Source organism: Ruegeria sp. N7 (assembly GCF_056531345.1).
Map to the genome: position 1 here is coordinate 89,192 of NZ_JBQFLR010000016.1, position 8,743 is coordinate 97,934.

General features: G+C 58.8%; 8 protein-coding genes. 3 read left to right on the forward strand and 5 right to left on the reverse strand.

The window, feature by feature from the left end:
• Positions 1-75 precede the first annotated feature (75 nt).
• From ACR0ES_RS16235 to cysQ, 4 genes are all read right to left on the reverse strand, one after another.
• On the reverse strand, positions 76-1,119 hold the full coding sequence (locus tag ACR0ES_RS16235) for a glycosyltransferase family 2 protein (RefSeq protein WP_480871291.1): 1,044 nt from the start codon (positions 1,117-1,119) through the stop codon (positions 76-78).
• Between the two features lie 7 nt (positions 1,120-1,126).
• A complete protein-coding gene (gene galE / locus ACR0ES_RS16240) occupies positions 1,127-2,110 on the reverse strand; it encodes a UDP-glucose 4-epimerase GalE (protein WP_480622657.1) in 984 nt (327 codons plus the stop codon).
• Between the two features lie 71 nt (positions 2,111-2,181).
• Positions 2,182-2,982 (reverse strand): 3-deoxy-manno-octulosonate cytidylyltransferase family protein, encoded by an 801-nt coding sequence (locus ACR0ES_RS16245; RefSeq protein WP_480624808.1) that lies wholly within the window; start codon positions 2,980-2,982, stop codon positions 2,182-2,184.
• Positions 2,982-3,779 (reverse strand): 3'(2'),5'-bisphosphate nucleotidase CysQ, encoded by a 798-nt coding sequence (gene cysQ, locus ACR0ES_RS16250; protein ID WP_480871292.1) that lies wholly within the window; start codon positions 3,777-3,779, stop codon positions 2,982-2,984. The genes ACR0ES_RS16245 and cysQ overlap by 1 nt, the downstream gene beginning before the upstream one ends.
• A gap of 122 nt (positions 3,780-3,901) precedes the next feature.
• Between cysQ and ACR0ES_RS16255 the strand changes: the two genes are divergently transcribed.
• Positions 3,902-4,726 carry an ABC transporter permease gene (locus ACR0ES_RS16255; RefSeq protein WP_480773054.1) on the forward strand — a complete coding sequence of 275 codons (825 nt, stop codon included), beginning with the start codon at positions 3,902-3,904 and terminating at the stop codon, positions 4,724-4,726.
• Here the strand turns inward: ACR0ES_RS16255 and ACR0ES_RS16260 are convergent.
• Complete coding sequence (locus ACR0ES_RS16260; protein WP_480506881.1) at positions 4,723-5,325, reverse strand: alpha-ketoglutarate-dependent dioxygenase AlkB family protein; 603 nt, start codon at positions 5,323-5,325, stop codon at positions 4,723-4,725. The genes ACR0ES_RS16255 and ACR0ES_RS16260 overlap by 4 nt on opposite strands.
• Positions 5,326-5,537: 212 nt before the next feature.
• Here ACR0ES_RS16260 and dnaK point away from each other — a divergent pair, with 212 nt between their 5' ends.
• Together dnaK and dnaJ are read left to right on the forward strand one after the other, a co-directional pair.
• On the forward strand, positions 5,538-7,445 hold the full coding sequence (dnaK, locus tag ACR0ES_RS16265) for a molecular chaperone DnaK (protein ID WP_480871293.1): 1,908 nt from the start codon (positions 5,538-5,540) through the stop codon (positions 7,443-7,445).
• Between the two features lie 74 nt (positions 7,446-7,519).
• A complete protein-coding gene (dnaJ, locus tag ACR0ES_RS16270) occupies positions 7,520-8,665 on the forward strand; it encodes a molecular chaperone DnaJ (RefSeq protein ID WP_480871294.1) in 1,146 nt (381 codons plus the stop codon).
• The last annotated feature ends 78 nt before the right edge of the window (positions 8,666-8,743 follow it).

Sequence of the window (8,743 nt, forward strand, 5' to 3'; positions counted from 1 at the left end):
CTTCTACCTCTTCTGAGGCAACTTTTTTAAACCCCGGAAGTGGTAAAGGTGCCGTTGATCCCTTTGGATTTGTTTTCAACACCAGCCGCCGTCACGCATCAGCCCCAGCTCCAGCAACTGCGACCAGCCGGCATAGCGCACCGATTGCGGGGTCCACATGTCTGGTTGATTGAGTATCTGATCGTAATACGCGCCGAACTGGTTCGGGTCATGAAAATGCTGGCGGCGCAGCTTTTCAGTTTTGGATTTTTCAATAATGTCCGGCAGAAATTTCGTGTGCAGCAGAACGCCGGACGGGGTGTCGCCGGCTGGCCCGTCATACACTGCGTTCAGGCGGCGGGGCAGGGCGGAATGGCACGAGTTTACATAGGCATATCGCCGCGACCAGCGCATCAGCGGGATCTTGTTCAGCGTCGGGGATCGCTGCTGTGTCTGGGCAAAAAACACCCGCTCGCGTGCGCCGCCCTGAACCCACAGGTTTCCCATCGGGCTTTGCCGCTGCGCGCGATACGGTCCTGCGTCAAACCAGTTCAGCACCTCGATCGGGTCCGTTTCCGGGTCATAGGTTTGTCCGCCCAACGGCCCTTTTGGATACAGATCCAGCATCAAAGCGCCAAACCCGACCCGCCCCTGCCGGTCCAGCCATTCTGTGAGCTCATGCAGGGAATGGCGGTCGTGCCGGGCATAAACCAGCAACTCATCCGCATCGACCATCAGGCACCAGTGGCCATGGCCGTAACGCATCTGTAGCCAGCTGAGCCAGTCCAGCCCAAAGCGTGATCCGCGATAGCTGGACCGGGTCTGCCAAAGGGACACATCCGGTTGCCCTTGCAGGTAGTCAGCCGAGCCGTCATCGCTGCCGTTGTCGACGATCAGAAAATGGTTCACGCCCAGCTGGCGGTAGTGACGGAAGAACCAGGGTAGGCGGGTAATCTCATTGCGCAAGGTGGTAAAGGCCAGCACGTCGCCGCCCCGTATCCTGCTTGTCTGATCATTTAGGCAGGTCAGTTGATGTCGGCTGCGCATCGAGCGCCAAAGAAGGCGTCGCCGTTTCCAGCGCAACCGGTATTCCTGTTGCCAACCGATATCAGGAAGTGTCTGAACCGTATTGGACGTCACCGGGGCCTCATTTCTCGTAGTGGCCGTTCTGATGCCAGCGCCAGGCATCCGCAATCATCGTCTCTAACGTTGACCTCTTCGGCTTCCATCCCAGTTCGGTTTGGGCGCGGACAGAGCCGGACACCAGCTTGGTGCAATCGCCCGCCCGTCGGGTACCGACCGAATACGGTACCGGACGGTTGGTAACGGATTTGGAATGCTCGATCACCTCAAGCACGGAAAACCCCGAGCCGGTGCCCAGATTGAAAACACGGCTTTCTTTTCCCTGTTCCAGCCAGCCCAGCCCCAGAACATGTGCGTCGACCAGATCACAGACATGGACATAATCGCGGATACATGTGCCGTCCGGCGTATCGTAATCGGTGCCAAAAACGGTCAAACCCTCGCGCTTGCCATCAATCGCATCCAGCATCAGGGGGATCAGGTGAGTTTCAGGCCGGTGAAATTCGCCCACTTCGCCTTCGGGATCGGCACCAGCAACGTTGAAATACCGGAAAATGACATGGCGCAGCCCATGGGCCGCTTCGAAATCCCTCAGGATGTCCTCGATCGCGCGCTTCGATGCACCATAGGCATTCAGCGGGTGTTGGGCGGTGGCCTCGTCCAGCACCACATTGTCATGTTCGCCATAGGTGGCGCATGTGGACGAGAACACGAAATCCAGACAGCCCGCCGCAACCGCAGCCTCGACCAGCGTCAGCGATCCGGTCACATTGTTCGACCAGTACAAACCGGGCTGCTGCATCGCGTCGCCCACTTGGCTGAGCGCCGCAAAATGCATCACCGCAACCGGCTTGTGTTTGGCAAATACCTCGTCCAGGCGTGCCCGGTCCAACAGGTCGCCCTGTTCAAACGGCCCGTATTTCACCGCATCCTGCCAGCCGGTGACCAGATTGTCATAGGTCACGGGAACATAGCCCGCCTGCGCAAGCGCCTTGCAGGCATGCGACCCGATATATCCGGCACCACCGGTCACGAGGATTGGTTTCATGAAGCGTCCTTTGGAACCAGATTGCCTGTCATCGAGATATGGGAACCGCGGGGCGTCATGGGCAAAACCGGCTACTCCAGCCCCATCGCAGCCATCATCTCTTCGATCTTGGGCACGTCCTGCGGGTTGTTCAGCTCCCAGAACTGACGGCTCTTGGCGTCAACCTCGACGCACAGAACCTTGCGGCCATTTTCCATGAACCTGAGTTGTTCAAGACCTTCCAGCTTTTCCAGAGGGCCTGTTGGCCAGCCCGGATAGGCCGCCAACGCATCGGGCCGATAGGCATAGACGCCGACATGGTGAAACACCGGCGTGGGTTCATCCCCGCCATAGGTTTCTGAGGTGAAAGGCACGACCTCTTTCGAGAAATACATCGCGCTGTTGTCGCGCCCGAACACGGCGGTTGTTCCGCCAACGCGGCCATGTTTGCGGTCGTTCAGCAGGCTGTTCAAAGCATCCCCGTCGCAACGCAGGACCGGTGTGGCCACGCCAGCATCGGGTGCCGCGCGCAGCCCCGTGATCAGGTCCTCGACAAACCAATGCGGTGTCAGGGGTGCATCGCCCTGAAGGTTGACCACGATGTCATATCCGCTGCCCAGAACCTTGTGCGTCTCGGCGCAGCGTTCGGTGCCGTTCTGGCAATTTTCCGAGGTCATCACCACCTCGGCGCCAAAGCCTTCGGACAGCTCGCGGATGCGGTCGTCATCGGTTGCGACCACAACCCTGTCCACGCCCGCGACAGAAGTGGCCGCCCGCCAGGACCGTTCGATCAGTGTCATCGAAACGCCGGTCGCGCCGGTCAGCGGCACCAATGGCTTGCCCGGATAGCGGGTCGAGGCATAGCGGGCGGGGATGGCGATCAGAACTGACATCAGGCCTCCTTCAGCTTAACACCCGGAGCGTACGCGATAAAAAACGGGTTCGCATAGCCCTCTTTGCCATAGAGAAGCGGCGCGTGATCGTCAAACCGCACAACCCGGCCTCCGGCCCCGGCCAGTACCGCGTGCCCTGCCGCCGTGTCCCACTCCATCGTGCGCCCGACCCGCGGATAAAGATCCGCCTCGCCCGTCGCAACCAGACAGAACTTGAGAGACGATCCCGCGCTTTTGCTGTCCCTGACCTGATATTTGTTGATGTAATCCTCGGTGGCCTGATCCCGGTGCGACTTTGACGCCACGACCAAAAGCGCGGAATTGTCTGGGTTAGAGACTGATATTGGGGTCAGGGTGCCGGGTGCATCCTTGTCAAACGCGCCCGTTTCCTCGACCGCCTGACCATCGGGCTGCGTATAGAATATGCGACCCCGCGCCGGGGCATAGACCACGCCCCGTGTCGGCGTTCCGTTCTCGACAAGTGCGATGTTGACGGTGAAATCGCCACGGCGGTTGATGAATTCCTTGGTGCCATCCAGCGGATCGACAATCAAAAAGGTGTCCCCCTTTTCGGAATGCGAGGCGGCCTGTTCTTCGGTGATCAGCAGGATGTCGGGGAAGGCCTGACGCAACCCGGCTGAAATCAGCGCATCGGCTGCCTCATCCGCTTCGGTCACAGGGCTGGAGTCTGATTTGACTTTGACGTCGAAATCGTCTGCCTCATAGATTTCCATGATCCTGTCGCCTGCCTCAAGGGCCAGACGCCGGATGACGGGAATAAGCGCGTCGTAGGTCACAAAAATGCTCCGTTCCTGTGGTTTGTTGATCCAAACTCGTGACCGACTTATGATGCGACGGTTACCGAACGGCAAGATATTCATGCCAGGTTAGGGACGACGAGGCAGGAAAGACCCTTTAAGTGTTCTATTACAAGCGCAATCAAACGCTGCTGGGCGGTGCACTGACGACTGCGGAACTGGTGTTTCATGCGGTGGTGCGGAACGTGCGCGCGCAGCATCCGAATGCGGTGATCGCGATCCTGCTCAACGTTGTGCAATTGCTGGTGATGATGGTCACGTTCTATCTGCTGATGTCGCTGATGGGCCGGGGCGGGGTCGCCAGGATCAGGGGCGAATTTCTGCTGTATGTCCTGTCGGGCGTGTTCCCGTTCATGTTGCACATACAATCGATCGGCGCGATTTCCGGGGTTGGATCCTCCAATAACCCAATGATGCTGCATTCGCCGATGAACGTGATGGTCACGATTCTCGCGGCGGCCTTCAGCACTTTCTATAAGTTCCTGCTGGCCATGTTCATCATCCTGTTCGTCTACAGCGTCGCGGTTGCTCCGCTTGAGGTGCAGAACCCCGGCGGCGCCTTCGCAATGCTGGTGTTGGCCTGGTTTACCGGCTGCGCGGTGGGGCTTGTGTTCATGGCGTTGAAACCGTGGGCCCCGGCGACCGTTTCGATGCTAACCAATATATATCGCCGTCTGAACATGGTGTTTTCCGGCAAGATGTTCATTGCGAACGCATTGGGTGGCGGGCTGTTGATGATGTTTGCCTGGAACCCGCTGTTTCACATCATCGACCAGACCCGCGGGTTCGTGTTCCGCAACTATTATCCAAGAAACACCAGCTGGGAATACGCGGCCTGGGTTGGAATCGCCCTGTTGATGATCGGTCTTATGGGTGAATTCTTTACCCGTCAGCACGTCTCGAAAAGCTGGAATGCGCGCCGCTAGCGCGCGACCCGCAGCGTAAGGTTTATGCGCCCGCCTTTGGGCAACAGGCGCGAGGATCCGAACCTGATCCGATCCACACCATGATAGGCAAGCCGCGCCGGACCGCCCATGACAACAACATCCCCCGAGCTCAGCCAGATCGACTCGGTCTTGCCGCCGCGCGTCGTGCTGCCAATCCGAAACAAGGCATCGTCGCCCAGCGAAACCGACAGGACGGGCCATGAAAAATCTGCCTCGTCCTTGTCCTGGTGCAGGCCCATTTTTGCGCCTTCCCCGTAGTAGTTGATCAAACAGCAATCGGGCGCTCGCTCGGTGCTGACCAGATCGCGCCAGATATCCAGAATGGCGGCGGGGATTTCCGGCCAGTCACCACCTTTGGGGTGCTGATCCTGATACCGGTACCCCGCCTTGTCGGTCACCCAACCCAGATCGCCTGCCGAGGTCATCCGAACCGACATCTCCTTGCCCGAGGTGGTAACAGGTCGGAACAGGGGCGCGGCTTTCAGAATCGGGCGCAAATCCGCGATCACCCGCGACTGGGCCGCAGGATCAAGATAACCTTTCCTGATATCGAACCCCCGCAAAACCAATCGCGCCATTCCGGAAACCCCAATCCTTTCCAATTCCTTGCCAAAAAAGGCATCAGAATCCCTAAAACCTGCGTTCTACGGTGCTTGCAGGCCTCTGGTCTCGCCCTTATATACGCCGGGACGCGCGATGGTAGTGCTGTCGCGCACATCAGATCGGGGGCGGGATGCCGAAACGGGTCCTGTCGTCGAGACATCGCCTTGAAGAGAAAGGGATTGCAAAAATGGGAAAAGTAATCGGGATTGACCTCGGGACCACAAACTCGTGCGTGGCCATCATGGACGGTTCGCAGCCGAAGGTTATCGAAAACGCCGAAGGGGCGCGGACCACGCCCTCGATCGTCGCCTTCACTGAAGATGAGCGACTGGTCGGTCAGCCTGCAAAGCGTCAGGCGGTCACCAACCCCGACAACACGATCTTTGGCGTCAAGCGCCTGATCGGTCGTCGTGTGGATGATGCCGAAGTCGAAAAAGACAAGAAAATGGTGCCCTATACCATCGTTGATGGTGGCAATGGCGACGCATGGGTTCGGGCCCGCGGTGAAAAATACTCCCCAAGCCAGATTTCGGCCTTCACTCTGGGTAAGATGAAGGAAACCGCGGAAAGCTATCTGGGTGAGGAAGTCACGCAGGCGGTCATCACCGTTCCCGCATACTTCAACGACGCACAGCGTCAGGCCACCAAAGACGCCGGTAAAATCGCCGGTCTGGAAGTGCTGCGGATCATTAACGAACCGACAGCTGCCGCTCTGGCCTATGGTCTGGACAAGCAGGAAACCCAAACCATCGCAGTCTATGACCTTGGTGGTGGTACCTTCGACGTGACCATTCTGGAAATTGACGACGGTCTGTTCGAGGTCAAATCGACCAACGGCGACACCTTCCTGGGCGGTGAAGACTTTGACATGCGCATCGTCAACTACCTGGCGGATGAGTTCAAAAAGGAACACGGTGTCGATCTGTCTGCTGACAAGATGGCCTTGCAGCGTCTGAAAGAAGCCGCCGAAAAAGCCAAGATCGAACTCAGCTCGACCTCGCAGACCGAGATCAACCAGCCGTTCATCTCGATGGGTTCGAACGGTCAGCCGCTGCACATGGTCATGAAACTGACCCGTGCCAAGCTGGAATCCCTGGTCGGTGACCTGATCAAGAAGTCGATGAAGCCGTGCCAGGCTGCTCTGAAAGATGCCGGTCTGTCGGCCGCTGACGTGGACGAGGTTGTTCTGGTCGGTGGTATGACCCGGATGCCGAAAGTGATCGAAGAGGTCACGAAGTTCTTCGGCAAAGAGCCGCACAAAGGCGTGAACCCGGACGAAGTGGTTGCCATGGGTGCCGCCATTCAGGCCGGTGTTCTTCAGGGCGACGTCAAGGACGTGGTTCTGCTGGACGTAACCCCGCTGTCGCTGGGCATCGAGACGCTGGGTGGCGTGTTCACCCGCCTGATCGACCGCAACACCACGATCCCGACGAAAAAGTCTCAGGTCTTCTCGACCGCCGAGGACAACCAGAACGCCGTGACCATCCGCGTGTTCCAGGGCGAGCGTGAAATGGCTGCGGACAACAAAATCCTCGGTCAGTTCAACCTCGAAGACATCCCGCCCGCACCGCGTGGCATGCCCCAGATCGAGGTGACCTTCGACATCGACGCCAACGGCATTGTCTCGGTTTCGGCCAAAGACAAAGGCACCGGCAAGGAACAGAAGATCACTATCCAGGCATCGGGCGGTCTGTCCGACGAAGACATCGAAAAGATGGTCAAGGACGCCGAAGAGAACGCGGAAGCCGACAAGGAACGCCGCGAGCTGGTCGACGCCAAGAACCAGGCGGAAAGCCTCATCCACTCGACCGAAAAGTCGATGGAAGAGCATGCCGACAAGGTCGACCCGACCACGATCGAAGCTATCGAACTGGCGATCGCCGCACTCAAGGACGAGCTGGAAACCGACAATGCCGACAAGATCAAGTCTGGCATCCAGAACGTCACCGAAGCAGCGATGAAGCTGGGTGAGGCCATCTACAAGGCGCAGTCCGAAGAGGCCGAGGACGAGCCTGCCGCAGCAGATGCCGCACATGGTGATGACGATATCGTCGATGCCGAGTTCGAAGATCTGGACGACGACAAGCGTAACTAACGGGTAACCGGGCCAATGTAGGCCGGTCCGGATGCCGGGCCGGCCTATTTACGTTGAGGCAGAAGGAAATACTGATGTCAAAACGCGACTATTACGAAGTGCTCGGCGTGTCCAAGGGCGCTTCGGCGGATGAGATCAAGAAAGGCTTTCGCACGAAAGCCAAAGAGCTGCATCCGGACCGCAACAAGGACAACCCGGATGCCGAGGCGCAGTTCAAGGAAGCCAACGAGGCTTATGACGTGCTGCGCGATGCCGACAAAAAGGCGGCCTATGACCGCTTTGGCCATGCGGCGTTCGAAAACGGCATGGGCGGTGGTGGCCGACCTGGCGGCGGCTTTGGGCAGGGCGATTTCTCCAGCGCGTTCTCGGATGTGTTCGACGACCTGTTCGGCGATTTCATGGGTGGGCAACGTGGCGGTGGCGGTCGACGCGCCGCGCGCGGCTCGGACCTGCGCTATAACCTGCGCGTATCGCTGGAAGAGGCGTATTCGGGTCAGCAGAAAACCATCAATGTACCGACAGCCGTGGCCTGTTCCTCCTGCGAAGGAACCGGTGCAGAAGGCGGGGTCGAGCCGACAACCTGCCCCACCTGTTCCGGCATGGGCAAGGTACGGGCGCAACAGGGTTTCTTTACGGTCGAACGAACCTGCCCCACCTGCTCGGGTCTGGGTCAGATCATCAAGAACCCCTGCAAATCCTGTAAAGGTGCAGGCCGCGTCGAAAAAGATCGCGCCTTGTCGGTCAACATTCCCGCTGGTGTCGAAACCGGTACCCGTATTCGTCTGGCAGGTGAAGGCGAGGCCGGAATGCGCGGTGGCCCTCCGGGCGACCTCTACATCTTTGTGGAAGTGTCTGATCACAAATTATTCGAACGCGACAGCGTGAACCTCTATTGCCGTGTACCGGTCAGCATGGCCAAGGCCGCGCTGGGTGGATCGATCGAGGTTCCGACAATCGATGGCGGCCGTGGGCGGGTGCAAATCCCGGCTGGCAGCCAGTCGGGCCGGCAAATGCGCCTGCGCGGCAAAGGTATGCCCGCGCTGCGCGGTGGCGGTGTTGGCGACATGTTTATCGAACTGGCGGTTGAAACCCCGGTCAACCTGACCACTCGCCAAAAAGAACTGCTGCGCGAGTTTGATGACCTGGGCGAAGATAACCACCCGGAATCAAAAAGCTTCTTCTCATCCGTCAAATCCTTCTGGGACGGTATGAAAAGCTGACAAACAGAGTTACGGGGGCTCTGCCCCCGCCGCCCGTTCCGGGCGCCTCCCCCGGGATATTTAGGGCCAGATGAAGCA